The sequence below is a fragment of the Pectobacterium nicotianae genome (assembly GCF_023272715.1).
GTDB lineage: Bacteria > Pseudomonadota > Gammaproteobacteria > Enterobacterales > Enterobacteriaceae > Pectobacterium > Pectobacterium brasiliense.
Window position 1 is genome coordinate 4775866 of record NZ_CP096821.1, and the last position, 26276, is coordinate 4802141.

The 26276-nt window shown below is 52.7% G+C and carries 23 protein-coding genes; 15 read left to right on the forward strand and 8 right to left on the reverse strand.

Features of this window, described 5'->3' with window-relative positions; all coding sequences use genetic code 11:
* Window positions 1-14: 14 nt before the first annotated feature.
* Window positions 15-1991 (reverse strand): methyl-accepting chemotaxis protein, encoded by a 1977-nt coding sequence (locus tag MYB54_RS21285; RefSeq protein WP_248721327.1) that lies wholly within the window; start codon window positions 1989-1991, stop codon window positions 15-17.
* Window positions 1992-2332: 341 nt separating this feature from the next.
* On the opposite strand from MYB54_RS21285, the gene ghrB reads away from it, so the two are divergent.
* The 9 genes from ghrB (at window position 2333) to MYB54_RS21965 (ending at window position 12236) form a co-directional block, all read left to right on the forward strand.
* Window positions 2333-3295: a glyoxylate/hydroxypyruvate reductase GhrB gene (ghrB, locus tag MYB54_RS21290; protein WP_039279989.1), complete on the forward strand. Its 963-nt coding sequence runs from the start codon at window positions 2333-2335 to the stop codon at window positions 3293-3295.
* Between the two features lie 303 nt (window positions 3296-3598).
* Window positions 3599-5236 carry a TIGR04028 family ABC transporter substrate-binding protein gene (locus MYB54_RS21295; protein ID WP_248721328.1) on the forward strand — a complete coding sequence of 546 codons (1638 nt, stop codon included), beginning with the start codon at window positions 3599-3601 and terminating at the stop codon, window positions 5234-5236.
* A 27-nt stretch (window positions 5237-5263) separates the two neighbouring features.
* Window positions 5264-6208 carry an ABC transporter permease gene (locus tag MYB54_RS21300; protein WP_014913681.1) on the forward strand — a complete coding sequence of 315 codons (945 nt, stop codon included), beginning with the start codon at window positions 5264-5266 and terminating at the stop codon, window positions 6206-6208.
* Window positions 6205-7065 carry an ABC transporter permease gene (locus MYB54_RS21305; protein ID WP_014913680.1) on the forward strand — a complete coding sequence of 287 codons (861 nt, stop codon included), beginning with the start codon at window positions 6205-6207 and terminating at the stop codon, window positions 7063-7065. Before MYB54_RS21300 ends, MYB54_RS21305 begins: the two co-directional genes overlap by 4 nt.
* The gene (locus tag MYB54_RS21310) at window positions 7062-8735 is read left to right on the forward strand and encodes a dipeptide ABC transporter ATP-binding protein (RefSeq protein ID WP_248721329.1); all 1674 of its coding nucleotides are present in this window, start codon (window positions 7062-7064) and stop codon (window positions 8733-8735) included. Before MYB54_RS21305 ends, MYB54_RS21310 begins: the two co-directional genes overlap by 4 nt.
* 15 nt (window positions 8736-8750) lie before the next feature.
* The gene (locus MYB54_RS21315) at window positions 8751-9785 is read left to right on the forward strand and encodes a putative FMN-dependent luciferase-like monooxygenase (protein WP_180789189.1); all 1035 of its coding nucleotides are present in this window, start codon (window positions 8751-8753) and stop codon (window positions 9783-9785) included.
* Window positions 9782-10909, forward strand: a complete 1128-nt coding sequence (locus tag MYB54_RS21320; RefSeq protein ID WP_248721330.1) for an alkylhydroperoxidase domain protein — start codon at window positions 9782-9784, stop codon at window positions 10907-10909. The genes MYB54_RS21315 and MYB54_RS21320 overlap by 4 nt, the downstream gene beginning before the upstream one ends.
* Before the next feature lie 404 nt (window positions 10910-11313).
* On the forward strand, window positions 11314-11751 hold the full coding sequence (locus MYB54_RS21325; RefSeq protein WP_205543697.1) for a ricin-type beta-trefoil lectin domain protein: 438 nt from the start codon (window positions 11314-11316) through the stop codon (window positions 11749-11751).
* Window positions 11752-12107: 356 nt separating this feature from the next.
* Window positions 12108-12236 (forward strand): hypothetical protein, encoded by a 129-nt coding sequence (locus MYB54_RS21965; RefSeq protein ID WP_256468927.1) that lies wholly within the window; start codon window positions 12108-12110, stop codon window positions 12234-12236.
* Window positions 12237-12279: 43 nt separating this feature from the next.
* Here the strand turns inward: MYB54_RS21965 and MYB54_RS21330 are convergent, their stop codons facing one another.
* Window positions 12280-12903, reverse strand: a complete 624-nt coding sequence (locus MYB54_RS21330; protein WP_039510292.1) for a LysE family translocator — start codon at window positions 12901-12903, stop codon at window positions 12280-12282.
* 181 nt (window positions 12904-13084) lie between these two features.
* Here MYB54_RS21330 and MYB54_RS21335 point away from each other — a divergent pair, with 181 nt between their 5' ends.
* Window positions 13085-13789, forward strand: coding sequence for an SMI1/KNR4 family protein (locus tag MYB54_RS21335; protein ID WP_248721331.1), 705 nt, complete (start codon window positions 13085-13087; stop codon window positions 13787-13789).
* A 69-nt stretch (window positions 13790-13858) separates the two neighbouring features.
* On the forward strand, window positions 13859-14614 hold the full coding sequence (gene dsbG, locus MYB54_RS21340) for a thiol:disulfide interchange protein DsbG (RefSeq protein ID WP_248721332.1): 756 nt from the start codon (window positions 13859-13861) through the stop codon (window positions 14612-14614).
* 33 nt (window positions 14615-14647) lie between these two features.
* On the opposite strand, the gene MYB54_RS21345 is transcribed toward dsbG, so the two are convergent.
* Window positions 14648-15553, reverse strand: coding sequence for a siderophore-interacting protein (locus MYB54_RS21345; RefSeq protein WP_248721333.1), 906 nt, complete (start codon window positions 15551-15553; stop codon window positions 14648-14650).
* A 465-nt stretch (window positions 15554-16018) separates the two neighbouring features.
* On the opposite strand from MYB54_RS21345, the gene MYB54_RS21350 reads away from it, so the two are divergent.
* Together MYB54_RS21350 and MYB54_RS21355 are read left to right on the forward strand one after the other, a co-directional pair.
* The gene (locus tag MYB54_RS21350) at window positions 16019-16621 is read left to right on the forward strand and encodes a RhiA family protein (protein ID WP_039279928.1); all 603 of its coding nucleotides are present in this window, start codon (window positions 16019-16021) and stop codon (window positions 16619-16621) included.
* A gap of 63 nt (window positions 16622-16684) precedes the next feature.
* Window positions 16685-17044, forward strand: a complete 360-nt coding sequence (locus MYB54_RS21355; RefSeq protein ID WP_248721334.1) for a hypothetical protein — start codon at window positions 16685-16687, stop codon at window positions 17042-17044.
* Between the two features lie 72 nt (window positions 17045-17116).
* Here the strand turns inward: MYB54_RS21355 and MYB54_RS21360 are convergent, their stop codons facing one another.
* From MYB54_RS21360 to MYB54_RS21380, 5 genes are all read right to left on the reverse strand, one after another.
* Window positions 17117-17506 (reverse strand): helix-turn-helix domain-containing protein, encoded by a 390-nt coding sequence (locus MYB54_RS21360; RefSeq protein WP_248721335.1) that lies wholly within the window; start codon window positions 17504-17506, stop codon window positions 17117-17119.
* 481 nt (window positions 17507-17987) lie between these two features.
* Window positions 17988-19340, reverse strand: a complete 1353-nt coding sequence (gene gorA / locus MYB54_RS21365) for a glutathione-disulfide reductase (RefSeq protein ID WP_010296544.1) — start codon at window positions 19338-19340, stop codon at window positions 17988-17990.
* Window positions 19341-19466: 126 nt separating this feature from the next.
* The gene (locus MYB54_RS21370; protein WP_010281707.1) at window positions 19467-20309 is read right to left on the reverse strand and encodes a 23S rRNA (adenine(2030)-N(6))-methyltransferase RlmJ; all 843 of its coding nucleotides are present in this window, start codon (window positions 20307-20309) and stop codon (window positions 19467-19469) included.
* A 280-nt stretch (window positions 20310-20589) separates the two neighbouring features.
* Window positions 20590-20973, reverse strand: a complete 384-nt coding sequence (locus tag MYB54_RS21375; RefSeq protein ID WP_039516179.1) for a TfoX/Sxy family protein — start codon at window positions 20971-20973, stop codon at window positions 20590-20592.
* A gap of 99 nt (window positions 20974-21072) precedes the next feature.
* Window positions 21073-22428: an alkyl/aryl-sulfatase gene (locus tag MYB54_RS21380; protein WP_205543701.1), complete on the reverse strand. Its 1356-nt coding sequence runs from the start codon at window positions 22426-22428 to the stop codon at window positions 21073-21075.
* A 384-nt stretch (window positions 22429-22812) separates the two neighbouring features.
* Between MYB54_RS21380 and MYB54_RS21385 the strand changes: the two genes are divergently transcribed.
* Both MYB54_RS21385 and MYB54_RS21390 read left to right on the forward strand, forming a co-directional pair.
* Window positions 22813-23541 (forward strand): DUF1266 domain-containing protein, encoded by a 729-nt coding sequence (locus MYB54_RS21385; protein WP_248721336.1) that lies wholly within the window; start codon window positions 22813-22815, stop codon window positions 23539-23541.
* The gene (locus tag MYB54_RS21390; RefSeq protein WP_248721337.1) at window positions 23541-26258 is read left to right on the forward strand and encodes a J domain-containing protein; all 2718 of its coding nucleotides are present in this window, start codon (window positions 23541-23543) and stop codon (window positions 26256-26258) included. The genes MYB54_RS21385 and MYB54_RS21390 overlap by 1 nt, the downstream gene beginning before the upstream one ends.
* Window positions 26259-26276 lie beyond the last annotated feature (18 nt).

Genomic DNA, 26276 nt, shown 5'->3' on the forward strand with positions numbered 1-26276 from the left:
GACTCAACGGGATATCAGAACGTTGTCCAGTTATCATTCCCGTTGTCCCGCGACGCGAGCGTCGGCAGGCGAGGCGCTGCCTTGGTGCCCGAATTCCCGTTGCCAGTATTCCCGTTGCCAGTATTCGCCCCTTGCAGTCTTGGCAGACCGGCAACATCCGAATCAGATATGCGGAAAACCGACATCAGTTTTGCCAGCTTCGAGGCCTGTTCCTGCAACGAATTCGCCGCGGCTGAGGATTCGCTCACCATAGAAGCATTCTGCTGGATAGTGGTATCCATTTCGGCCACCGCGCTGCCGATTTGTGCAATACCACGGCTCTGCTCATCCGATGCGGAGGAAATTTCCCCCATGATGTCATTCACGCGGCTCACGGAAGCCACAATGTCATCCATCGTCGTTCCTGCCTGAGAAACCAGCTCAGTTCCGGTATCCACGCGAGCAACCGATTCTGAAATCAGACCTTCGATCTCTTTTGCCGCCTGTGAACTGCGCTGAGCAAGGCTACGAACTTCACTGGCAACCACTGCAAATCCCCGTCCTTGTTCACCGGCTCGGGCCGCTTCCACCGCGGCGTTCAACGCCAGAATATTGGTCTGGAAAGCGATGCTATTAATCACCGTCGTAATATCAGCGATCTTCTTCGAACTTCCTGAAATATCGCTCATGGTATTAATCACGCGGTTAATAATATCCCCGCCGCGGTTGGCGTTGGTTGAGGCTTCTCCGGCAATCTGGCTGGCATGCCGGGCATTATCGGCATTGTTCTTCACGGTAGCCGTTAACTCTTCCATGCTGGCTGCGGTTTCTACAATCGCCGCCGATTGCTGCTCGGTACGCGATGACAAATCATTATTGCCCGATGCAATGTCAGAAGAAGCGCTCTCAACGCTGTACACACTCTGACGAATATCGGTCATTAAATGACGTAATTTCTCCGTCATCACCATCATGGCTGTCGTTAATTGTCCTAACTCATCATGCCGTTCCACCGTGACATTCGCTGAAAGATCGCCACCCGCAATCCGTTCCGCCAGCTTCAGGTTGGTGATAATAGGTCGGGTAATTTGTCGAGTAACAGACCAGGCGATCAATAAACCGAATACGATGGCAATCGCCCCTAAAATCAGCGTTTGCAGCACGGAGCTATTGATAATGTCATCATTCTTCGCGCCGAGCTTTTGCAGAATACTGCCGATATCGCTCGTCATTCTGTCTCCGGTTGCCCGGAATTTAACATCTGTGGTTTTTAACTGCCCCAGTCGCGCGTAGTACTGCTCTGCCGTTTGATGATAATTTTCAAATGCTTGCCAAAATGAATCTACTACGCGACGGCGATCGCCGCTGAGCGACGAGGCCAGCGCATCGTAGGATGCCTTAGATTCGGCATAGACCTGCTTCTGTGCGTTAAACGCCGCTTCACTATTCTCTCTTTGTAAGGTGTAGGTGCTGTTGACCAGTTTCAGGAACAGCAGTGAGAGGGCTTCCTTCTGCATAGACAACGCATTTTCATCCGCGCCGACGGGAAGGTTGGTCATAAATGCCGTTAACGCATCGGAGGCATTCATCTGACTGATTTTCTTTGCCGTCTCGACGACCGCATTAGCAGCGACTTTCATGGTATTCAGATCGGTATCATAATCTGCGAAATCTTGATCAAGTTTATTAAAATCAGACAGATACTCTGTTTCCCACGTGAGTGCTTTCGCTTTTTCTTTTTGCTGGCTTGCCTGACTAATGTAGGTATTGAGATTCTTGATATTGTCATCCGCAAAAGTGAATGAATATTTTACTCTCGCCATTTTTGACTGATCGAGGTAGTGATTCATTTCATTCAAAATTGTCGTTTTAACATACAGATCGTGGATGATAAAAAATCGTACAGCGCCAACGCCAGACGCGATCATGACCAACAACAGGACAATCCCGAAACCGCCATACAGCTTATGAGAAACCTTGAGGTTACTCATAATCCTGGTAAAAAAATGCATTTCCGTCCCCCATTAAAAAACCCTGCCTAAAACATCCCCGTAGATAGGGTTATCGGTTTTTCACGGTAATGCTTTACCCGAAAATGAGTGATAGCAATCACAAAGGAAATATATTAATCAAATGGCAATAAAGAGACCTCGCGCCGTTCATGAGGCATTCCACATGCGGCGGTGGCGCGTCTGTATGCGATCCTTCATCATCCCAATCGTGCAAATCCCCCATTAATCACGGTTAACCTTGGGCAGATGCAGGGGCGGTATCGCTTGCAGTCTCTCGCCAGCTACGCGATTATTCGATGAGCTATTTCTACGTTAACTTCCTTAATCTGCTGGAGTTTGTGATGAAACCTAGCGTTATCCTGTATAAAAAAATTGCTGACGACCTGCGCGCTCGTTTAGATCAACACTTCACCGTCACTGAACTTGACGCCTTTCCCTCCCTCGACCACCCCGCACTGGCAACGGCCGAGGGCATCATTGGTTCCGGCGGTAAAGTCGATAAAGATTTCCTGCAACACGCACCGCGTTTACGCGCGGCTTCCACCATTTCAGTCGGTTATGACACCTTTAACGTCGACGCGCTGAATGAAAAAGGGGTGATTCTCATGCACACCCCGACCGTGCTGACGGAAACGGTGGCGGATACGGTTCTGGCACTGATGCTCGCCAGCGCGCGCCGGGTCGTGGAAGTGGCCGAGCGGGTCAAGGCGGGCGAATGGAAAGAGGGAGTCGGCAGCGACTGGTTTGGCACCGACGTTCACCATAAAACCATCGGTATTCTGGGGATGGGCCGCATTGGTCTGGCCGTCGCGCAACGCGCCCACTTTGGCTTCAGCATGCCGGTTCTGTACAACGCACGCCGTCATCATGCCGAAGCGGAGCAGCGTTTTAATGCCCGCCACTGCGATCTTGATACGCTATTGGCCGAGTCTGATTTCCTCTGTATTACGCTGCCGCTCACTGCGGAAACTCACCATCTCATTGGCCGCGAACAGCTGGCGAAAATGAAACCCAGCGCCATTTTGATTAATATCGGTCGTGGTGCCGTTGTGGATGAAGACGCGCTGACGGAAGCCCTGGTGAAAGGAACGATTCAGGGCGCAGGTCTGGATGTGTTTGTCAAAGAACCGCTGCCCGTCGATTCTCCACTGCTGGATTTACCTAACGTGGTGGCGCTGCCGCACATCGGTTCTGCCACGCACGAAACCCGTTACGGCATGGCCGCCTGCGCCGTTGACAACCTGATTGCCGCCCTGAGCGGTCAGGTAAAAGAAAACTGCGTGAATCCGCAGGTTTTGAAATAACCCTAAGTCGACCTTAGCGCTGCGACGACGCTTTCGCAGCGCTGCTTTTCCCCACGAACCAACCCCATCATCACACGCGAAACGCGGCGATTTCTCGCAAAAACCATGCTTTTTCCTAACTAAAAACTGGATAACCAATACCGGTATTGTTCTTTGCGGTTTCTTACCTCCTATGGAAGTATCGGCTGTAACGAGCGGTTAACGTCTTCTGCTGTATTCCCCGTTTCAGGACGTAATCGATACGCGTATTTACCTGATAAAAAACAAATTTAATAAAAACCATCACCTGTAGGGAAAACCATCGTGGCGACTTTTTTGCATCCTCATCAGAAACTCACTATTTTTGCCTCATTGCTCCTTCTGGGCGGTGCGTTAAGTGCACAGGCAGCGAACGACGCACCGAAAATCGGCGGCACGCTGATTTATCTGGAACAGCAGGCGCACACCAACCTCTATACGCCCGCAGGTGGGTTTTACCCGAACGGCGGCATTCTCAACCAGATTACCGATAAACTGACGTATCAGAACCCCGAAACGCTGGAGGTCGAGCCATGGATTGCGGAATCCTGGACCGTCAACGCGGATAACACCGAATACACGTTCAAGATTCGTCCCGGTGTTAGCTTCTCTGACGGCACGTCGCTGGATGCCAACGCGGTAGCGAAAAACTTCGATACCTATGGGTTAGGAAATACGGCGCTCAACCAACCGGTTTCCGAGGTCATCAATAACTACCTGCGCAGTGAAGTCATCGATCCGCTCACGGTGAAGTTTTACTTTAAGAAGCCGTCACCGGGCTTTCTGCAAGGGACTGCAACCATCGGTTCCGGTCTGGTGTCTCTCAGTACGCTGGAGCGCAATTTCAACCAGTTAGGCAATGCTAAAAACATTATTGGCTCCGGCCCGTTCGTGGTGAGCAGCGAGAAACTGGGACGCGAACTGAAGCTGACCGCCCGTAAGGATTACAACTGGGCACCGGTTAAATCGAAGCATCAGGGGCGCGCCTATCTGGACGGTATTACCTATCTGGTCACCCCGGAAGACAGCGTGCGTATTGGCGCGTTGGTCTCTGGTCAGGCTGACTTCATTCGTCAGATTCAGGCCTACGATGAGAAGCGGGTACAGAGTCAGGGCTTCAATCTTTATGCCCCGCCGACGCGCGGCGTCAATAACAGCGTGGTTTTCCGCCCGGATAATCCGCTGGTCGCTGATATCCGCGTGCGTAAAGCACTGCTGCACGCCACCAACACCAAAGAGATCATCGATACGCTGTTCTCAGACAACTACCCACAGGCCACGTCACCGCTGGCTAAAACCGCCGCTGGCTATGTCGATCTCTCCAGCAAGCTCACGTTCGATCCCGCACAGGCCAACAAACTGCTAGATGACTCGGGCTGGAAAACCGGCTCGCAGGGATTACGGCAAAAGGATGGCAAAACGCTGGAGCTGACCGCCTATGAATCCCTGCCGCAACCACAGAACAAAGAAACCTTGCAGCTGGTTTCTCAACAGTGGGCAAAAGTCGGCGTGAAGCTGAACGTGCTGGCAGGCGATGCGGGCAGCAAAACCGTCGATAGCCTGGATCCGCTGAAAACCGGCGTGGCTCCCGCGATGGTAGGCCGTGCCGACCCGGATGTGCTGAAAAGCCAGTATTACCCGACGGTACGTAACGTCCTGCTGCAAAAAGGCGGTTCCAGCGACAAGGTGAAGGACTTTGTTGATCCGCATCTGAATACGCTGCTGGATGGCATCGCCGCTGAAACTGACCGCAGCAAGCGGCTGGCGCTGGTAGGAGAGGTGCAGAGTTACCTGATCGATCAAGCCTACGTCATTCCTATTTTTGAAGAACCGCAGGTGTTTGCGGGTGCACCCACAACAAAAGGCATCGCGTTTGAAGCCGTCGGTCGCCCCAGCTTCTACAACACCTGGCTGGATAAGTAACACAGAAGAAAGAAGGAGGAGGTCATCATGAACCGATATCTGGCATTGCGCATCGGTCAGGCACTGCTCGTCCTGTGGGCGGCATTTACTCTGTCTTTTATCCTGCTTCAGGCGATGCCGGGTGATGCGGTACTGATCAAGTTCCAAAACCCGGAGCTTGGCCTGAGTGCCGAGCAGATCGCGCAGTTACGTTTGTCCTACGGTGCCGATACACCGGTACTCACACAATATTTTCATGCGATAGCCCAGATCCTGCGTGGCGATCTCGGCCTCTCTCTTCAAGCAGGCGTACCAGTCACCGAGCTGATTGCCGCAAATCTGCCGCCTACGCTGCTGCTCGCGGTGCTGGGTTTCATCGCCGCTGGGCTGCTGGCGTTTGCCCTCGCGTTCTTATCGACGTTAACGCCGTTCCAATGGCTGCGAACCGCATTGCAATCGCTGCCGTCGCTGTTTATTTCCGTGCCGACCTTCTGGCTCGGCATCGTACTGATTCAGATTTTCTCTTTCCGCTTGGGGCTGATTCCAGTGATTAACCCCGGCGAATGGGAAGGGCTGATTTTGCCCGTTCTCACGCTGGCGCTGCCGATTTCCGCCCCGCTTGCTCAGGTGCTGATGCGCAGCATCGATCAGGTGCAAACCCAGCCGTTTGTTGCCGTCGCCCGCGCCAAAGGCGCCAGCCGCAGCGGCGTACTCTGGCGACACATCGCCCGCAACGCGATGCTGCCCACACTGACCATCGCTGGCCTGCTGTTGGGCGAACTGATTGCGGGGGCGCTGATTACCGAAACCGTATTTGGCCGTAACGGGCTCGGCCAGTTGACGCAGGAAGCCGTGAACTATCAGGACAGCAGCGTATTACAGGCCATCGTGCTGATTTCCGCCGCCGCCTTTGTTGTCGTCAATCTGGCCGTCGACCTGCTCTATCCCCTTCTCGATCCGCGCCTGAAAAGCACGCCAGGAGCCACGCTATGACTACCGTACAGTTGGAAAAAATTACGTTTCCTCTTCTGCGCAAGCGGCCTCTGCTGCGCCGCTACGCCTTTCAGCCGGGGCTGGTGCTGGCCTGGCTGGTCATGCTGACCGTCGCACTTTGGGCACTGTTCCCCGGCTGGTTTACCGGCTATAGCCCGACGGAAGGTATCGCGGGCGCACAGCGGCTGGCACCTGACGCCGACTACTGGCTCGGTACCGACCAGTTGGGGCGCGATCTCTATGCGCGCATCGTTTATGGCGCGGTGCACTCGCTTTCGGGCGCGGTTATCGCCGTCGGGCTGGGTCTCGTGCTCGGCAGCCTGTTCGGCCTGCTGGCGGGCGCGGTTGGCGGCTGGCTGGATAGCGTCGTGATGCGCAGCATTGATGTATTACTGGCTATCCCCGGCCTGCTGCTGGCGCTGAGCGTCATCATCCTGTTGGGTTTCGGCACGGTCAACGCCGCGATTGCCGTGGGCGTCACCTCCGTCGCCAGTTTCACCCGACTGGTGCGTTCAGAAGTGCTGCGCGTGCGCCACAGCGACTACGTCGAAGCCGCCTATGGCAGCGGCGGCACCTTTTTCAGCGTGCTGTGGCGACACATCCTGCCGAACTCACTGACTACCGTTTTCGCCTTTGCCGCCCTGCAATTCGGTAGCGCGATTCTGGCTATCTCCACGCTGAGCTTCCTCGGCTACGGCGCACCGCCACCCACGCCGGAATGGGGTCTGCTGATCGCCGAAGGCCGCAACTACATCGCAACCGCCTGGTGGCTAACCACCTTCCCCGGCCTGATTGTCGTACTCGTTGTGCTGTCCGCTAACCGTATCAGCCAGTCGATCAGGAGGACGGAACGATGAGCCTGTCAGCCAGCTTACAAACCAGCGCGGCGGTGCCCGTACTGGCTCTGGAGAATGTCACGATTGCCTATCGCAGTGACGACCGTGAGCAGACCGTGGTGGAAGGCGTCTCTTTCCATATTCAGCCCGGTGAAGTGGTGGCGCTGGTGGGGGAATCCGGTTCAGGGAAGACGACCACTGCGCAGGCCGTCATCGGTTTACTCGCCGAGAACGGTAGGCTCACGCGCGGCGCTATTCGGCTAAACGGCGTGGATATCAGCGGCTGGTCGCAGAAGCGGTTGGATAGCGTGCGCGGTGCACAGATCAGTCTGATCCCACAGGATCCCACCAGTTCCCTGAACCCGGTGCAGACCATCGGCGAGCAGGTGGACGAGATTCTGCGCATTCATCAGCGGGAAGATCGCCAGACTATCCGCCAGAAAACGCTGGCGCTGCTGGAGCGCGTGGGGCTAAACCAGCCGGAGCTGCGGGCAAAGCAGTATCCGCACGAGCTGTCCGGCGGTATGAAACAGCGCGTCCTGATCGCCATTGCCATTGCGCTAAAACCCGCGCTGATTATTGCCGATGAGCCCACCAGCGCGCTGGACGTCACGGTGCAGAAACGTATTCTCGATCTGCTCGATGAGCTACGGCGCGAGAATGGGACGGCGGTGCTGTTCGTCACGCACGATCTGGGGGTGGCGGCCGAGCGCGCCGATCGGCTACTGGTCTTCCAGAACGGCTACATCCAGGAACAGGGCCCGACACTTGAGGTGCTCAGCGCGCCCGCAAGCCACTATGCCCGCACGCTACTGGCAAACGTGCCGTCACTTAATCCCACTCCGCGTCCACAGCGCGACAATGCATCTGATTCTGACATTATTGTCTCGGTTGAAAATCTGGTGCAGACCTTTCCCCTGTCGGGCCGCAAAGGGGAACATTTTCGGGCCGTGGATGACGTTTCTTTCAGCGTAGCTCGCGGCACAACGCACGCCATTGTTGGCGAGTCCGGTTCCGGCAAAACCACCACGGCGCGCAGCCTGCTCGGGTTCCATCACCCCAGCGCGGGGCGCATTCTGATCGACGGTACCGACATCACGCATCTGAAAGGTCAAGCGCTGCGGCAGTTCCGGCAGAAAATCCAGTTGGTCTATCAAAACCCTTTTAGCTCGCTCGATCCATCGCAGCGTCTATACGACATCGTCGAAGAACCGCTGCGCAATTTTAATCGCCATACCGCCGCGCAGCGGGAGCGAAAAATTCATGAGATGTTCGAGCGCGTTGCCCTGCCGGTCGCGCTGCTGTCACGCAAACCGCGCGAGCTGTCCGGCGGCCAACGCCAGCGTGTCGCCATCGCCCGGGTGCTGGAACCGCAGGTGCTGGTGCTGGACGAGGCCGTTTCCGCACTGGATGTCACCGTGCAGGCGCAGATTCTGCGTTTGCTGGCCGAGCTACAGGAATCACTCGGGCTGACGTACCTGTTCATTTCGCACGATTTAGCGGTGGTACGCCAGATCGCCGACACCGTGTCCGTGCTGTACCACGGCAAACAGCTTGAATCTGGCCCGGTGGAGCAGATCTTCGCCCAACCCGAACATCGCTACACCCGTGAACTCATCGAGGCCATCCCCGGGCAGCAACACCCGGCTTTTGCCCGCTCGCACCACGCTCAAATTCACCATTCGCACTAAACCAAGGACAGTAGAATGACAACGAAACGGCTGGGATTTTTCACGCGATTGCTGGATGACGTATCCGCCCAGCAGCGCTATCGGCTGGCGACGGAACAGATCGTCAAAGCCGAACAATTGGGATTCGATAGCGCCTGGGTCGCACAGCACCACTTTCACGCTGATGAAGGCGGGCTGCCTTCACCGCTGGTGTTTCTGGCGCTGGTCGCCGCCCGCACTCAGCGCATCCAGCTCGGCACCGGTGTGATTACGCTGCCGATGGAAGAGCCGCTACGCGTAGCGGAAGACACCGCCGTGCTCGATTTACTCAGCAACGGCAGGCTGGAAGTCGGTGTAGGTTCCGGCGGCACGCCGTCCTCATTTGCCGCATTCGGTCACGACAGCGCACAGCGCGGGCAGATCCTCGGGCGCTATCTGGAAAAACTGCGCGCCGCGTGGAGGGGAGAAGCCTTAAGCGAAGACGGTAATCAGCTCTACCCTGCCGCGCCGCATTTGGATAAGCGCGTCTGGCAGGCCACGTTTTCTATTGAAGGCGCGGAGCGAGCAGGTAAAGCAGGCGATGGCCTGATGCTCTCTCGTACCCAGCCACGCCCGGAACATTTCCCTGACGCCACGCTCGCCGATCTGCAAAACCCGATGATCGACGCCTATCTGGCCGCGCTGCCTGCGGGCGTCGCACCGCGCATCCTCAGCTCACGCAGCGTTTTCGTGGCTGACGATCGTCAATTAGCGCTGAGTCTGGCAGAAAAAGGGCTTAATCGTTCCGCCGCCCGTTCGGGCACGTTCCGCCCGATTCCTCACGACTCGATTGAAGCGCTGATCGCCTCCTTCGATAGCCATGTCGGCACCGCGCAGGATGTCATCGCGTCACTGCGGGCAGACAGTTCGCTGGAGCGTGCGACCGATGTGACATTCCAGGTGCATTCCATCGATCCGCCGCATGCGCTGATTCTGCGCTCGCTTGAGCTGATTGCCACTCAGGTGGCCCCGGCATTGGGCTGGAGACCCGCCGTCAAACAGAAAAGCCCGCTCGGGCAGGAGATTGCATGACGCACGCTAACACGTTACACACTCAGGACGTACTGGATGCGCTGGCTGAAATCAGCCCGGATTCCACCCTCGCCGCCGCCAGAAAAACCCGTGATGCGGCAACCCGTCACACTCAGGGCAGCTACGATGCGTTGTTTAACGCCGCAGACGATGCGACATTGCCGTTATCGCTGCGCTTCTGGTTTGCGACCAAAATCAGCGGCTGGCAGCAGGACGATCAGCTACAGCATTTTTATGCCGAGCGGCTGGCAGATTTCCCGGAACCCGCACTGACACCCACGCTACAGCTGGCGCTAAACCATGCCGAGCGTCTGACGAAAACGCCTGTGCAAGCCTCGGCGTCCCACGTCAACACGCTGGAACAGGCGGGCTGGTCGGTAGACGACATCGTGACGCTGTCGCAGCTCATCGCGTTTGTAAATTTTCAAAGCCGATTGCTGCGTGGCTATCGCCTGATTGCCGGTCATCGCGTCAGCCAACCGCATTCTCAGGCCGCTGTCGCAGGTCAGTGGCATACCCAACCGCAGACGCACAGCGGTAAGTCTGCGCCGCAGGCGTTTACTCAGGCAGAACTGGGCTGGGAACCGTGGATCGCCCCCAAACCGCTGGCCGAGTTCAATGCCGATGAGCAGGCGATTCTGGCGCGCTTCGGCCACACCGATTCCGATTATTTCCGTTTGCTAGGCCGCAACCTTCCGGTGCTGGAACAGCGCACGCTGACGGATAAAGGGATTTTCTATACCACTGGCGGCCTGCCGCGCAAGGAGCGCGAACTGATCGCCGCCGTCACCAGCAAGGTCAACGGCTGCATCTACTGCGCCTCGGTACACGCGCGTAAAGCCAGCCAGCTCTCCAAGCAGGACGGCGATGTGCAGCGGCTGCTGGACGTCGTCCCCGGCGGGGATTTAAGCATCGGCCAAAGCCCGCGCTGGCAGGCGATGATCGATTTCTCGGCACGCCTTTCCGCCACGCCCGCGCAGGTCAACGCAAACGACCTGAAACAGCTGCAAGAACAGGGATTGGATACGCTAGAGATTGTCGATGTGGTGCAGTCGGCCGCCTTCTTCTCATGGGCCAACCGACTGATGCTGACGCTAGGCGAACCGTTCTGGCCGGAGCATTAATACCCAAGCGGTCTGTTTCACTATCTTGAACAGGCCGCTCTCATTCGGAATGAATTCTGATCCTGATGATATTCATGCTGCATCAATAACGGAATAGACTAAATTATTTTAATTAATATATATCACCGTAACTTTATTTAATGAAATTATAATTAGCATTCGCATAATTAAATACATCACTACTAAATACAAAAAACACCCCCCGTCTATTCATGTTCCGAAAACCCCTTAAAAAATAAAAACATTCATGATTCAAAAGTTAAATAAAATAATTAATTTTCATTTAACTCATTATTTTTCAATTTAACCAGTGGAAGAAAAAATAAAGACAACTACAGTTTAATCACTGACTAAATGTAGCAAGTCAGAAACCATCGACTAATATTAATAGCAAGGGAGTTACTATGATTGGTATTTTGAAATATGCAGCAGATAAAACACTGGCATTAGGCGTATCCGATCAGATGAAAGATGCCAAAGCCGTTCTTCTCCGTGCAGACTCTTCTCTCGATAAAATTCTATGGGATTTGAATAGTAGCACAGGGGTGATTTCACTGGCGGCGAGTGACGGAAATCTAGCGCTGGCAATTAAAAACAAAGCTATTACTAGCGGTACAGATATTGTTTTACAGGTAACCAATCAGAATGAACCAACTCAAAAATGGGATTTTGCAAGCAAACCTGGATTTATTTTGAGCCAGGCGAATAAATCCTATGTTATCGACGATGATACCCGTGGTGGTGCAGGAACACGTGTTCAGCTATATGAATTTAATGGTTCAATCGCTCAACAATGGAAATTCGTTCCTATTGATAGAATCTCTGCATTAGCTAGCGAATAAATTCAACTGACATATATAGCACGCTACATCAGTTTAAAAACCATCTTATTCAAATAAGATGGTTTTTGGTTTTTATAACCTGCTCATAAGTATAAGTTGATAATGAATAAATTATCTAAAAGTAACACGATGCACTTATTCTATCACTGCTTCACCATTGTCTGATTCATTCCTCTCCCTAAAATTCTACGATAGCGAATCAGGCTGACGTCCGTTCCTGTCAGTTCTATCCATGAAATCTTAATGTATCCATCTGACTGAAATTCTGCGTAATGAAACGCCGGAGCAGTTGAAAACGCGCGAGGCGCTGTCTCGCTGAGATCGTGACGCGCACAACACCGCATACGCGAGGCGAATTGCAAATATTACCGTTGCAACAGGGGGAAAGGCGCACCACCCCACTCTATCTGTTAGCAGAAGAGAAAGGACAGCCGCTCAGTAAAGCGATCCTCACGCTCATCGCGCTACTGTTCGGCAGGCTCTGAGGTATGAGGGGCGTTTATCGATAATATCGATGCTAAAGCCGTCCTACCGCCGGGACAAAGCCAGACGCGCGGCGAATGCCAGAAAGAGAACGCCTGTCGTTCGGTCCATCCACTTCACTACGGAACCACGACGCAAAAAACGCGACAGCGGGCGCGTAGCGGCAATCAGCGTGGACGACCACAGCGTGCCGATAAAGACGTGAATAAGAACAAGCAGGTAAGTCCACAGCACGACCGAATGGCCGGCAGGGATAAACTGCGGCAGGAATGAAACATAGAACACGCCAATTTTCGGGTTGAGTACGTTACCCAACATGCCACGGAGAAACCAGTTCTGCTGCTTCGGTGCGTCTTGTGACGCCGCCATCACCAGCTCGGTTCTGGGTTTCAGGATCATTTGCAAACCCAGCCAGCAGAGGTACGCCGCACCGCACCACTTCAGGATGTTATAGGCCAGTTCCGACGCCGCAATCAGTGTTCCCAGACCAAACGCCACCATCGCGCCCCAAATCAGGCAGCCGACTTGAATACCAAACGCCGCATGGAAGGCTTTCTTACTGCCTTCAACGGTCGCGGTGCGTAGAATCAATGCCGTGTCCAAACCCGGCGTCAGGGTTAATATCGTCGCGGCAAACGTAAAAGCAATCAGCGATTCGGTCAACGTCACGGTAATTCATCACTCCAGCAGGGAAAACCACAAAACGCGCCATCCTCATCGAGAATGAGGCAAGTTAGCGGACACGCTATCTTATAGTAATCTCTACCTAATAGACGATAGGGCATGGTCATATCCATCTCTTCAGCCAGGCCATACAACTCAACATCACATAACGATAGCGAAAAATGAGATGCACAGACTCGATGATCTAGAAAGCTGGTTAATCAATGAGTTGCCTGAAGTAATAGAAGACCTAAACCCCGGCGCAGCGCAAAGCGAGCTCGATGCCTTTATAGAGCACATCGGCGTAGCAGTGCCGGATGATTTTCTCGCGCTGTATCGCTGGCACAACGGGCAGCGTATGGAACAGAATACCGGCCTGTGGTATGGCATGAGCTTTTTACCGCTAGCGCGCGTCATGCAAGAAGTCGATGGATGGCGAGAGATTGTGAATACATCAAGCGATGACGATCTCACCAGCTTGAATTACGGGATGTCATCTACGCCCCCTCACTACGTTAAGCCTGTTTATGCCAATCCACTGTGGATTCCCTTCGCCTATGACTGGGGCGGCAACTATCTGGCGGTCGATCTGGATCCCGATGTACAAGGTACGCGTGGACAGGTAATCAACTGTGGACGTGACGAAGACAGGAAAATAGCCAGCGCTCCCAGTCTTGATGCCTTCGTCCACTGGATGATGGAGGAGTTAAACGCAGGCAACGTCAATATCCGTCTTGAGGATGACGGTGGCCGGAGTTTCAACACGCTACGGCCAGAGAAATACCATTTCCTCGATGCATTGGCAGAGATTTTTGACGATGCACCATCGCCAGCAAGCACCTCGGAGACATCAGGCAAATCAATCTGGTCCTGGTTCAAAAAGCGCAAATAAACTCCTCCGATCGCTTACCTTCCGCTACGCTATCCGGCAGGCAATGACTCACGATACAGGCGCAACACCATGATAAAACGTTTCTTCCTCACGCTCGCTTTATTGACGCTTTCCGCGCCTTCTCTGGCGCAAGATGCTCTGCCAGATGCGGTGAAGAGCATCGAAAAACAAGGTATTACGATCATCAAACCGTTCACCGCGCCCGGCGGCGTGCAAGGCTGGCTGGGTAGCTATCAGGGCGTAGGGGTGACCATCTACTTAACGCCGGACGGTAAGCATGCCATTTCGGGCTATATGTATGACGAACACGGCAACAACCTGAGTGAAGCGCTAATCCAGCAGGAAGTGTATGTGCCTGCCGGTCGAGAGATGTGGCAGAAATTACAGCAGGCGTCGTTTATCACCGAAGGGGCGAAGGATGCGCCGCGTAAAATCATCGTCTTTGCTGACCCGTTCTGCCCGTATTGCAAACAGTTCTGGCAACAGGCACAGCCGTGGGTAAAAGCAGGGAAAGTCCAACTGCAAACGCTACTGGTCGGCGTCATCAAACCGGAAAGCGGACGTTATGCCGCCGCGATTCTTGCCGCCAGCGATCCGGCCAAAGCCTGGCACGAATATGAACTGTCGAACGGTAAAACAGTGCCCCCGTTCCCCAAGGACTCATCACGCGATATCTGGAATAACATTCAGCATAATCAGCGACTAATGGATGAACTGGGTGCAAACGTCACGCCCGCCATCTATTACCTGAATGATAAGAATGAGCTACAGCAGGTCGTCGGGCTGCCGGATGCACAGCAGCTGGCGGAGATGATGGGGAAATAGACACAGGAGGGAATCTCCCTCCTGACGTTTCTCTTAGCGATGAGACCAGTACGCCATAAAGTTGATCGTCTCTTTATCGAGGTGCCGCTCGTCGAGCAGATAGCGGCGCAGCCGTTTGATGGCGGAAGACTCTCCCGCCGCCCATGCGTAAAACGGGCGATGTGCCGTTGCCCGTTCCCACAGTAGCTCGTCTTCCGGCGTTTCCTGTGCGATTTCATCACGGTTGGTACAGGCGCTGGCGGGAATCTTCACGTCCTGCTGCACCGCAGCCAGCAGGCGTTCGCCCCATACTGTGCTGCCGGTTTCCTCACGCGGCAGCCAGTAAATCTGCGCAAAAGGGAAGTCGCCTGATGTCACGCAGTCAGCCGCTTTCGGCACTTCAAAAAAAGCCTGCACCGACGGCGGAGAAGGCTGGGTAGCCAGCTGTTCAAGAATTCCCATTGCCGCTGGCAGCGCCGTTTCATCTGCAATCAGCAGCACCTGCTCAACGCCCTCGTGCGGTGCCCATTCATAGCCGCCGCTGTCGCCATCGGCCTCCGCATTGGGCGCGACAATCTGTAGCGCATCGCCCGGCTTAGCGTGATTCGCCCAGCTTGAAGCAGGCCCGGTATCACCGTGCAGCACAAAATCGATTGTTGCCTGCTGTGACTCGCGTGAGACAGAACGCAGCGTATAGGTGCGCAAAATCGGACGACACTCACGCGGCAGCGCCAGATAATCCTGATACCAGGTATCGCTCACGGCCATCGGCGTCAGCTCCCCGCTTTCACTGGCGAACAGCAGCTTGATGCGCTGATCCGGCGCATCCAGTTTCATCTGGCGCACTTCCGGGCCAGTGAACACACAGCGAGCTAATGAAGGTGAGAGTAACGTCTTACTCTCTAAGCGTAAGGTGAACAACCGATAGGCGGAAGACGTTGTACGGGTAGCTAAAGACATAGTGAGAAAACCGTATGTTTTGTAAGGAAAATCAGTTCACGGGATAAACCCTATTCACCGCAACTTACCATAAACAAAACACTAACGATAATCATTATCAGTCTGTTATCTCAAAATGCTGAGACGCACACAGATAGGAAGCCAAGTTAGCCCTCGTTGTATCGGCCTAACCTCATACTCTGATTTCTGCTTTTAGCTCCCTACGCTTTATATACATGAGAGTGTGAGAGTTAGCATTAAGCTACATCATTTCTAATAAACATCTGCGGTATATTGATTACTTATCATTTCTTATCTTACGAAATTACTAATCATCATAATCATTTTAATTGAAAGAAATAATTTTCAGCATAAAAAAATGAAATCTATAATTAACAGGACTTACTTCCCCGTTATTTTAAAAATAGGCACATGGATAATAGAAATTGAGCCTAATACTGGGTTCATAATAAAGAGGAATACATTATGTCTAATCAATACAGCGTTGAATTTATCAACCATTCAAGTAATTCAGGTAATGTAGCAATCTTCCAAAAAGCGCCTGACCAGAAGGCGAGAAATATTTTCTCACTGGCGTGGTTCAGCAAGTTCGTGAATCCAAATGTGCATGAAACCTTCCGCTGGAACATTGATTACTCTTTTGTTTGGTCAGATACCGGGGAAGTCAAACCTGGTGTTATTTTTGAAGGAGGTGAAGAAATTCCTGCCAACCTTCAGTCAGCTAACACCATCACATTGGACTATAATGGAGGATATTTCTTTGGCCCGACATCATTCACAGGTCAAGCGGGTTCACTCTATATTGATGAAAGCGGTAACGTTCCACTCAAGCAGGCCGCTGTCGGTATCGGAATGAGTAACGCAGGGACTTTCGTACAGGCGGCACAGCCAAATTTGCATATTGAGTTTATCCCACACCCTTCTTACTGGATTGTATTTGGTAACTATGAAGAAGGTGAAATTCTGGATGTTGAGCAAATCAGCGATGCCGTTGAATTAGTGTTCGAACCCAACATTTACGGCGTTGTCGCTACACTGCAACAAAACAATACCTGGACTATTTCCTGATCCAGCAATCGGAAGGCAGGTAGGTTCCTGCCTTCCTTATCCCCTATCTTTTGGAGAAATAATATGTCTGATATTTATATCATTGATCAAGGTATACAAAGCGGTCCTTTCAATCAGGTTCAGGCAGAAAAGGAATTAGAAGGCTATCTTGAAAAGAACCGCTACGCCAATATGAAGCAAGCAATGAATGATATTACATCTGGAAAAGGAAAAGCGACGGGCAGTTACGTCTATGATGACCATCCCGTGCTACATGCCTCTTCTGGCAATAATCAAAAAAGCGTAAGTATCTTTTTCTACCATACCGAAACAGGTGATTATCTGATCGCAATGGGAGAACATACAACCGCAACGTCTTATCTATTAAGTGATTTTGGACAAAAATCCGGAGATTTCAAATTCGGTAAAACCATTAGTCTTTAACAAGAAGTGATAAATAAAAAGCATCCAAGTTGTGTTGGATGCTTTTTATTTATCGATGATATTCATGGGGGTTTATTTGCACACTGTCTTCTTGATATTAGCCACTTGCCTTACGCCAAGATTGTATATTTTAGCAACTTCCGTTCGAGATTTCCCTCTATCTAATAAATTGATAATTTCACGGTTGCGTAACTGTCTGTCAATATTTTTTGCATGAGGGACATCAATACTTAAACCACCAAATTCATGGCATAATCTTTCGATAGAATCCTCATTGAGATCTAAACAAAAACACTTTGGTGACTTGGGAATATATTTACACTGACCACCAAATAATTTTGAAAAAATATAGGCATCCTCCAATCCCATGATATCAATTAACTCCTGAAATTGATCAGGTAACTTCTTTACATCAAGTCCGTAGAAAAAGTCATTAAGTGCTGAACTTTCTTTATAGCTCATAAAATCATTCCTTGTGTTGTTCCTGTGATTTCGATGACATCACATTTACAACAATCAAACGATGGGGAAACAATTCATGCTATAGATTACTTTTAGATTTAAGACAAGCGACCGCACTACAGTCTTATTCAGTAACGAGAAAATGATAAAGCATCCTATTACTGCAAAAAACGATGAATGAAAAAATAACTTTGAGATAAAATTTTTATTAGCAATAAATTAAATTTACTATGAATCATTAGATGAGTATTTATTTAAATTCCATCCAATCTTTTTAAAACAATGTGTTATCTATTTATTGAGAAAAATCGAGGACTGACTCAGTTCACTACGCTAACAGAGCAAGTACCATATGAAAAAATCAACTAGACCATGTGTTTCCTCACATAAAAAAATGCTGGCAAAATAGTTCACTATTCAGCCAGCACATTTTCGTTTTTCAGAAAAGCAGTAAGACCCGCTTTCCTTTACTACTACACCATCAACGCATCGTCACAAACTCTTCTGACGCAGTCGGGTGAATGGCGACGGTGTTGTCGAAGTCTTTCTTGGTTGCGCCCATTTTGACAGCGACCGCGAAGCCTTGCAGCATTTCGTCCATACCAAAACCGATGCCATGGATGCCGACGATTTTTTCTTCTTTACCCACGCAGACCAGCTTCATGCGGCACGGCTGGCGGTGCTGCGTAACGGCGGTGTACATCGCGGTAAAGGCAGATTTATAGACTTTCACCTGATCGTCGCCGTACTGCTCACGCGCCTGCGGTTCGGTCAGCCCAACGGTGCCAATCGGCGGGTGGCTAAAGACGACGGTCGGGATGTTGCTGTAATCCAGATGCTCGTCCGGCTTGTTATTAAACAGACGTTCGGACAAACGACGCCCTGCGGCGACAGCAACCGGCGTTAGCTCGACGGCACCGGTGTTATCACCTACGGCATAAATGCCAGGAACGTTGGTGTTCTGGAATTTATCGACGTTGATGTAGCCTTTGTCGTTCAGCTCCACGCCCGTAACGCTCAGGTTCAGGTTATCCGTCGCGGGTTCACGACCAATTGCCCAAATCAGGCAATCAACAGTCTGTGACTGACCGTTTTCCAGCTCCAGCGTCAGGCTGCCATCCGCGTTCTTCACAATCGCTTTCGGGATCGACTCGGTATGCAGCGTCGGCCCTTCGGTGTTCATCACTTCCACCAGCGTATCGACAATCAGCGGATCAAAGCTACGCAGCGGTGCGTGTTTACGCACAAACAGGTGGGTTTCAGAACCCAGTCCGTTCAGCACGCCGGCAATCTCCACGGCAATATAGCCAGCACCGACAATAGCCGTACGCTTCGGCAACGCATCCAGTTCAAAGAAGCCGTCAGAATCGATACCGTATTCCGCACCGGGAATAGCAGGGTGAACCGGACGACCGCCGGTCGCGATCAGGATATGGTCAGCCGTAATTTTCTCGCCGTTCACTTCCACCGTGTGCGCATCGACAAAGCGGGCAAAACCGTGGATGACATCGACTTTATTCTTGCCCAGCACGTTATCGTATGACTGGTGGATACGATCGATGTAGGCGCTACGATTCTTGACCAGCGTGCCCCAGTTAAACTGGTTTACCGTGGTATCGAACCCGTAATCCGGCCCGTACTGATGGATCGCTTCGGCAATCTGCGCCGCATGCCACATCACTTTCTTCGGCACGCAGCCGACGTTGACGCAGGTGCCGCCCAGATATTTTGCTTCGATCAACGCACATTTTTGTCCATACATCGCCGCGCGGTTAATAGACGCGATACCGCCGCTGCCGCCGCCAATAGCAAGGTAGTCATAGTGTTTGGTCATCAGTGTATCCATGCTTAAGTGAATAAAATTTGCCTAGAGTGTAACGCCAGAGCCATACGCCGAATAAAGGTTATGCCTATGGTTGCGATAGGAAAAACCGACCCACGTCCCCCACAACCGTGTGCATTACTCCGGTACGATTTGCTCCACCAGCGTATGTCCGGTGCCTTCTGGTACCAGTACGCTATGCAACCACGGCAGCACGCTCTTCATCTGCGATGCCAGCTTCCACGGCGGGTTAATCACAATCATGCCAGACGCCGTCATGCCGTAGCGATCGCTGTCCGGCAGCACCGCCAGCTCAATTTGCAGAATGTTGCGAATGCCCGTAGCTTCCAGCTCTTTCAGCATGCGTTTGATGTGCTGGCGCAGCACCACCGGATACCACAGCGCAAAGACGCCGGTCGCAAAGCGCTTATGCCCTTCCTGAATGCCTTTCACCACGGCCTGATAGTCCGTCTTCAGCTCATATGGTGGATCGATCAGTACAAAGCCGCGACGGGAAAGCGGCGGCAGCTGGGATTTCAACTGCTGGTAGCCATCGTCACGCAGCACTTTGGTACGCGAATCCTTCTGGAATTCATTGCGCAGCAATGGGAAATCGCTGGGGTGCAGTTCGGTCAGGTGGAGTTTGTCCTGTTCGCGCAGCAGCTGGCGGGCAATCAGCGGAGAACCGGGGTAATAGCGCAACTGGCCGTTGTGGTTATAGGTGCGCACGGCCTGCATGTAAGGTTCAAGTTCAGCCGGAATGTCGTCACGCTGCCAGATTTTCGCGATGCCATCCAGATACTCGCCTGTGCGCTCGGCGTGTTCGCCGCTGAGCTGATAGCGACCGGCACCCGCGTGAGTATCCAGATACAGGAAAGGTTTCTCTTTCTCTTTCAGGGCAGTGATGATCAGGCTCTGAACGGTGTGTTTCAGCACGTCGGCGTGATTGCCGGCATGGAAACTGTGGCGGTAACTTAGCATGCTTGCTTTCCGGTGAAGTTTTTATAAATAACGTCGATTAACCGACAGTATAACCGTCTGCGACGGAAAATATCCCGTCAAACACTCCCCTCTGCGAGCCGCCCCGCAAACCAGCCGTTTTTATCTTCTTAAATCAGTAAATTGAGAAACATGGCCGTTTTTCATTCGATTGAAAACTGCCGATATTGAGGCAGATAAAGGGGGCAACGTAGTACGCCGAAAATCAACCACGCCAGGGCTGCGTTTTGCTCAGTAATCTCTTACGGACAGCTAAAATAATTCACGGCGTTGGTGCGTTGGTAGATTTACCTTTCAGGCTCGCGGTGCGTCGTGCGGCCTCAATACCCGATGCCACCCAACGGACAAACGTTTCCTGCTCCTCCATCGCATCGTCCGGCAACTGTGAGAAAGACAGACAAATAGTTTTGAGCTTGCCATCCTCTCCACGGCGGGTGTAAGTGAACGGCTGACACCCTGCCCGATCAAAAAGACTGCGATTCAGGTCGTCTGTTTTAACGAAAATCTCACCCTGATTATTGATAAGTAAAACCATTAAGCCATCGTGAAAAATCGCCAGACAGCCAAACATCTTACGCGGGACAAAACGACCGAGTGGTGAAAGCTGATCCATGATGAACGCGGTCAACTCTCCAGACATATTCATATCAGTCTCCTTTTACGCGGTAATTAATCAGGCATTTAGGAAAGCAGAATGCCGGATAAATCCGGCATTCGATAAGAGCATTAAAGCAAGGGTAGCAGGTCAGGGATTTTTCTTCAGATACTGCGCCACGGTCAGATAATAATTACGCGCCGTCGCGTTATTCTGACGTTCGCCCAGCTCAGTCAGCGCATCCGCTTTAATCTTTCTGGCTTCTGAATTATGTGGTTCAACGGCCAGCACGTAATCCGCCTGTTCGGCAGCCCACTGGAAATCGCCGGACGACAGGGCTTTCTCCGCGCTTTTAAGCATGTTCACCTGACCGCCGGTCATAGCCAGTAACCTTGTGGCTCTATCCTTCTCAGTCAGCGGATACATGTGTGTTGGATTGCCGTCAAACCAGCCCGCCTGCTGCGCGTAAATACCGCGAACAGTAAACGCCACCGTGCCGTAATATTCCTGTAGATAAGGATTTTTTGCCAGCTCTGGAGGCAGTTTCACCGTCTGTACCAGTTCATCCGGCGTCATTCCTTTGGCGATGCCGGCCATCGTCTGATCCCAGACGCTTTTGATGCCGTCTCGGTAAGCGGTCAGAGCAGCCTTGACGTCGGTAGCACCGCTAATTGGCTGCATGTGTCCGGGAATGAGGTGCTCTGCGTTCAGTGCAATTATTTTGTCCAGGCTGGCAATCCATTCGTCAATTTTACGCGTTGGCAGACCGCGCAGCGGAGCGATGTTCGGAAAGGTTTTCAGAAAATTATCACCCGCCAGCAAGACCTTCTGCTCAGGCAGCCAGACAGCCGTGTTTTCGTCAGACTCACCCGGCGTATGGAGAAGTTCCATTTTTACGCCTGAAAGGGTCAGGTTCTTGCTATCACCGTCAAATGTTTGGGTCGGTGGCAGAAAACCTTCACGGGTGTGTGGCGTTTTACGACCGTATTCAAGCTGCGTGCCTGCATTAATAAATTGGTCATCAGGTAAGGAGGTCCCGAAGGCGTCACCGCCCTCACGCTTTCCACGACCGGTATCCGGTTTTGCTGTCACCAAAAGACGGTGGCTGATAATTTCTGGCTTGTCATTACCGGCAAAAACCGTCGCGCCGCCGGAGTGGTCGGGATGGTTATGTGTGTAAATGATCGCTTGCACAGGCCGAACCATACGGCTGCCGAAGGCTTCAATGATCGCTTTTGCATCTACAGGATTCGCCGACGTATCCACGATAATCGCGCCCTCTTTTCCCTGAATCAGGGTCACGTTTGCAGCCGAATACCCAACGGCCACATAAACGCCTTTTGCGACTTCCACTATCTGCTTCTGAAAATCTGCATTATGTGCGAGTAGAGTTTTTGCACCCGCCGTTTCTTCATGCGCACTTGCGTAGCCTGCGGCCGTCAGTGCCATAACGGTTGTGAGCAACAATGTCGCTTTCCTAAGTTTTCTGTCGAAATACTGTGCCATCTTTTTCTCCGTCAATTCACGACTCTGAGTCCCCTTTCTGATTCATGTATCAAAAACGGGAGGAACAGGAACAAAACCAGCGCAAAACCTAGCGAATTGGCAGGATTCCGTAATCCTCGCAGCATAAAAGCAGCAGAGCTAAAAGGGTATAGTCATAAATGACAGTCCACTTCTCATAAATGAGAAGGGTGTAATGAAAGAGAGCGTTCAGTTTCGCGCCTTCACCTGACTGGCGTAATCACCTTACTCTGGGGTCTGGAAAACGTGCCCATTGCGCAGCTGATTCCAACTTGTGTAAAAACCAATCTGTGTAAAAAACTGCTTTAGCGTGGGATATTTTTCGTTTTCCAGACGAGCCACATAAAGTACGATCGCACGCTAACCATGATGGAATTGGACGTTATTCTGATGGAACCTGAATATCAGCGCTGGCTGATGGCGCTTTCCGCCCCGATGGTCGCACTCAACATCAAGTATGGTGCCCGCTTCTGCGAGCCGACCTTCTATGAGCCCGGTGAACCCGTCAGTCTGAGCAACAGCTGGGGCATCACCTCCCGCGAAGGCCTGATCTCAATGATTAACGATATGACAGACGGCGGCCACGCCGAGCGTCTGGCGTATTACTATCACCTTTGGCACCACCTGACGGCATCCGAATGGCAGCACTACTGCACCAATCAATCTGAAGACGTACAGGGTGCACTCGCGCTGGTGACCGAAACGGCCGCGCTATGCGGTGAAGGCGGGATCCGTGCCTGGGATCTGGGGCGCATGAGTTTCCTGAGCCGCATCGGATTACTCAACGGCTGGATTAGCGAAAAAGAGAACCTGTGGATTCACACCCGGCTAGCCGACAGGGCGCGTTACTATTACCGCAGTTGGGAAAATTATTACGCGGCGTTCTTAATCGGCCGCACTTACTGGCTCACTCTGGATGAAGAAGACCCTGAGTGCCAGCGCTACATTTTCAGCAACGCTAGCCAGAATCCTGACTACATTGACCAGATCGGCACGCTCTATATCCACCCGGACTGCCCGATTCATGACCTCGACTGGGATGTTGATCCGATAGAAATGGATAAGCCCGAGTCCTTACCAGAAGCGGAAATATAATGGACACACAATGCTGGCAGCGACTAGGCATTGAGCCGACTCAGGATCTGGATGTTATCCGTCAGGCTTATCGTCAGAAAGTACCGCAGTTTCACCCGGAAACCGACCCAGAGGGCTTTAAACAGCTGCGCGATGCGTACGACACCGCCTGTAAGCTGGCGAAGAATCCCGTACTGTCGGATGAAGAAGAGCAGACCCCTGCCGAATCACAAAACGCCTCCTCAGCAACCGAGAAGGCCTTAGCCGAGCAGGCAGAAGCGCTGGTTAACGCGTTTGAGCAGCTGTTAAGCAACCCAGCCGAACGTTTCGTTCCGCTGCACTGGGAGCGCTACATTCAGCTGTTGAATCAGCAGGATTTCGAGGTGATCGATCGCATTCGCTGGCCGCTGCTTCAGCGCCTGATGAGTGAGTCTTGTATCTCAATCCTCTGTGTCCGCGTGCTGGCCGAACGCCTGCGCTGGCAGCAGCGGCAAGGGGAGCTGTCCGGTGACGGGGTGGAAGATGTCCGCCACTTCCTCGACTCGCTCGGCTATGAGGATCTGTTCGATTTTTCCCTGCTATCGCACCTGAACCTGCCCGCACAGTTGGAAACTATCTTCTATTTCCAGCAGGCCAACGGCATGTACTGGAATCGGCCGGCATTTATGTTGGCCACGCTGCTGCGCACCCCGACCGCAATTTATTGGCCCGACAGCCCGTCGCTGATGCAAAAGCTCGTGCGCTGGCACAGCCACGCCGGTGTACCCAACGCCATCCTGCGCGATTACTGCCTGCAACAGTTGGATGCGACCCCGAACGACGCGGAATGGCTCGAACTCAGCGCCAGCCTCTGTTCGCTTACCGGAGAAAACGAGCAGGCATTTACTCTGTGGCTGACGCTTTATCAGCAAACCCGCCATGCACAGGCGGAACAATGGCTAATTAACTGGTGTAAACAGCATCAGCCGGATGCGCTTCCCTTACTGATTCAGTCGTTCAACTATACGCCAGCGCCAGACCTGACAGGGTTAGCGCTGGACGATTCGCGCCAGCGTTTCTTCATTTCTCAGCACAACACCCAAATGCTGATACGTTGGGGAGAAGCGCTGAAACTGCCGCTGTCGCCTATGGCAGAAAGCTATGCCCGTTGGAAGCTGGGCAAACAGGATTTGCAGGACATCTACCGACATCTTCTGCTGCACAGCGGGGGGGCGATTCAGGATCGCCTGTATTGGCACGCCAGCATGTTAACCGTGGGTAATGAACGCCTGTTGCAGGACATTCTGGCGCAGCCGTTGCCCGAGGAACCGCTGTATGCGTTGATCTTACAGGGATTACAGTTTCAGGCGACACAGCGCCTATCCTGGCTGCACACCTCCGGCGCGATTCACGCCTTCACGGAATGGCTGTATTCGCCGTCAGAAGAGGCGTTGCCCAGCGTGTTCACTAACCAGAAATCGTCCGCCTGGCTACAAGCACAAACCTGGCTGCGACAATGGCGTCCGCTGTCGCTTGATCAGTTGAATAAGCTGTATCGCAGCGGCATACATACGGAAGAAATCGACCCGATCAACGATTGTCTGGTAGAGCTATCCGCACGCTACCAGTGCGATGTATCTCTGGTGCCGCAAGGGGCGGAGACGCCGCAGGATCTCAGCGCTAAAGAGGAACTGAGACAGGCTATTCTGATCGCATTAATGATGACCGATCCAACGTCTTGTCTGGGTTTACCGCGTCAATCGGTGCTGCCCGAACTGGCCTTAATCCACCCTGCACATTCGCTCTCTCGGCTCTTCCGCAAGGCGGAATGCCACGATGGTGATGCGGTGACGCCGTTGAAAAAACAGCTGGAACTCACCGATCCGCTGCACTATCACTGCTGGATGAACTTCCCCGCGTCTATTGAGGAATATCTCAGCAGCAGGGAGATTTATAGCGAGTCCGCTGCAAGCCATTTTTATCTTACCGATGAGCATTGGCAAACGGAACTGGCAAAATCGCCCATCATCTACCAGATCTTTTTCCACGCGTTTTGTGCCCTTGTGGGAGAGGAAGAACAGGCCGGGCAACACCTTGAGCGGCTGGCTGCTATTCCCGTAGAAAGGGAACAGGAAGATGCGATCCGCACCGCCTTTACCGAAGGGTCGGATGAACTGGAGAAACAGCTAAAACAGCTCTCCGACGACAAACGGGTCACGCTCATCGGCAAGCTGATTCAGAACTGTGCGAAGGATGACACGTCCTTATTCGATAACAGCGATCAGGAATTTCTAACCGAGCATCTGTCCTATCCGCACGAAGACGTTACGCTGAGATTGGTGTCGAAAGTGCTGCTGCAATGTGCCGATCGGCGCGAACGTCAGTTCCAGACATCACAGGCTAAAAAGAGCTACTGGTGGCAACTGTGGCGCACGAACGCTCGCATCGGCCGTCTCGGTTTTCTGATGCAGGCTGGGCTGGGAAGCTATTTTCTCTATCGCGCGAGTGACTGGATCGGGTCGCCACCGGCGTTTATTGAAGGGCTACTGATGGTGCTCATCGTGCTCAATCTGTTGAGTGCGACGCGTCGACGCTATAACGATATCGGTTCCAATATGCCGTGGGTGATGAGTTTCCTCACTCTACTCATACCGCTGTTTCTGCTGCTCCCCCTGCTGACGCCGAGCCTTAACCGCTGGAACCAATTCGGGCCGCCTCCGGCTGGCAAGAAAGCCGAAACGGACACCCAGCCTAGCTGACGACAGTGAATCGGGCGG

Excerpts from the sequence above, each read along its gene's own strand:
- MYB54_RS21310 (WP_248721329.1), top strand. The coding sequence starts at position 7,062 with ATGAGCCTGTCAGCCAGCTTACAAACCAGCGCGGCGGTGCCCGTACTG.
- MYB54_RS21325 (WP_205543697.1), top strand. The coding sequence starts at position 11,314 with ATGATTGGTATTTTGAAATATGCAGCAGATAAAACACTGGCATTAGGC.
- MYB54_RS21350 (WP_039279928.1), top strand. The coding sequence starts at position 16,019 with ATGTCTAATCAATACAGCGTTGAATTTATCAACCATTCAAGTAATTCA.
- MYB54_RS21375 (WP_039516179.1), bottom strand. The coding sequence starts at position 20,973 with ATGAATATGTCTGGAGAGTTGACCGCGTTCATCATGGATCAGCTTTCA.
- MYB54_RS21390 (WP_248721337.1), top strand. The coding sequence starts at position 23,541 with ATGGACACACAATGCTGGCAGCGACTAGGCATTGAGCCGACTCAGGAT.
- MYB54_RS21285 (WP_248721327.1), bottom strand. The coding sequence starts at position 1,991 with ATGCATTTTTTTACCAGGATTATGAGTAACCTCAAGGTTTCTCATAAG.
- MYB54_RS21385 (WP_248721336.1), top strand. The coding sequence starts at position 22,813 with ATGATGGAATTGGACGTTATTCTGATGGAACCTGAATATCAGCGCTGG.
- MYB54_RS21300 (WP_014913681.1), top strand. The coding sequence starts at position 5,264 with ATGAACCGATATCTGGCATTGCGCATCGGTCAGGCACTGCTCGTCCTG.
- MYB54_RS21360 (WP_248721335.1), bottom strand. The coding sequence starts at position 17,506 with ATGAGCTATAAAGAAAGTTCAGCACTTAATGACTTTTTCTACGGACTT.
- MYB54_RS21370 (WP_010281707.1), bottom strand. The coding sequence starts at position 20,309 with ATGCTAAGTTACCGCCACAGTTTCCATGCCGGCAATCACGCCGACGTG.
- MYB54_RS21305 (WP_014913680.1), top strand. The coding sequence starts at position 6,205 with ATGACTACCGTACAGTTGGAAAAAATTACGTTTCCTCTTCTGCGCAAG.
- MYB54_RS21355 (WP_248721334.1), top strand. The coding sequence starts at position 16,685 with ATGTCTGATATTTATATCATTGATCAAGGTATACAAAGCGGTCCTTTC.
- MYB54_RS21320 (WP_248721330.1), top strand. The coding sequence starts at position 9,782 with ATGACGCACGCTAACACGTTACACACTCAGGACGTACTGGATGCGCTG.
- ghrB (WP_039279989.1), top strand. The coding sequence starts at position 2,333 with ATGAAACCTAGCGTTATCCTGTATAAAAAAATTGCTGACGACCTGCGC.
- MYB54_RS21315 (WP_180789189.1), top strand. The coding sequence starts at position 8,751 with ATGACAACGAAACGGCTGGGATTTTTCACGCGATTGCTGGATGACGTA.
- MYB54_RS21335 (WP_248721331.1), top strand. The coding sequence starts at position 13,085 with ATGCACAGACTCGATGATCTAGAAAGCTGGTTAATCAATGAGTTGCCT.
- dsbG (WP_248721332.1), top strand. The coding sequence starts at position 13,859 with ATGATAAAACGTTTCTTCCTCACGCTCGCTTTATTGACGCTTTCCGCG.
- gorA (WP_010296544.1), bottom strand. The coding sequence starts at position 19,340 with ATGACCAAACACTATGACTACCTTGCTATTGGCGGCGGCAGCGGCGGT.
- MYB54_RS21345 (WP_248721333.1), bottom strand. The coding sequence starts at position 15,553 with ATGTCTTTAGCTACCCGTACAACGTCTTCCGCCTATCGGTTGTTCACC.
- MYB54_RS21380 (WP_205543701.1), bottom strand. The coding sequence starts at position 22,428 with ATGGCACAGTATTTCGACAGAAAACTTAGGAAAGCGACATTGTTGCTC.